This window comes from Candidatus Frankia nodulisporulans (assembly GCF_902806475.1).
In the GTDB taxonomy this organism is placed as follows: Bacteria; Actinomycetota; Actinomycetes; order Frankiales; family Frankiaceae; genus Frankia; species Frankia umida.
Genome location: NZ_CADCWS010000534.1, coordinates 1 through 586, shown reverse-complemented (window position 1 = coordinate 586; position 586 = coordinate 1). Strand labels below are relative to the sequence as shown.

The 586-nt window shown below is 77.1% G+C and carries 1 protein-coding gene; it reads left to right on the top strand.

Annotation, left to right across the window (positions count from 1 at the left end):
- Positions 1–20: 20 nt before the first annotated feature.
- Positions 21–586: hypothetical protein (locus tag G6R24_RS21290; protein WP_225438902.1), on the top strand; the 566-nt coding region annotated here is incomplete at its 3' end.

The following is a 586-nucleotide window of genomic DNA, read 5'->3' as shown; positions in this document are numbered from 1 at the left end:
CCGACGTGAAGGCCGCCCGGGTGACCTACCCGGCGGCGCTCTATCAGCGGGCTCTGCAGGCGCATGCGGCTCATGCGGTGCCGGCGGGGGTGGTGGCGTGGTTGTCGTCGCAGGACTGGCCCGTGGAGATGTCCGCCGGCCTGGTGGGCCTGCATGCCGCCGGCCTGTGGCTGGGCCGCCGCCACGCTCCCGTCGCCCCGACCGTGGAGGGGGCGGTGTCCGCCGAGGAACGCCAACTCCTCGACCGGCTGCACCCCGAGTACTGGACGGCACACGCCGCCGACCGGGGCCTGGCCGGCACGCTCACCACCCCACCGGCCCTCGGCCCGGGCGGGATCCGCTGCGAGGTGCGCCTCGACGGCACCTGGACCGTCAAGGCCCTGGCCGCCAAGGCCGACAGCGTCCGCGCCCTGCTCGGCGCACGGACCGCGCTGCGGCTGCGGATTACCGGTGGGGCGCGGGGCGGCTGGGCGGTCCTCACCCTGGCCACCCGCCAGGCCACCGACGGCGTGTCCGCGGCCTGGACGCCGGCCCGGATCCCCGCCGACCCCCTCGCGATGTCGGTGGGGGTGGACACCGAGACCGG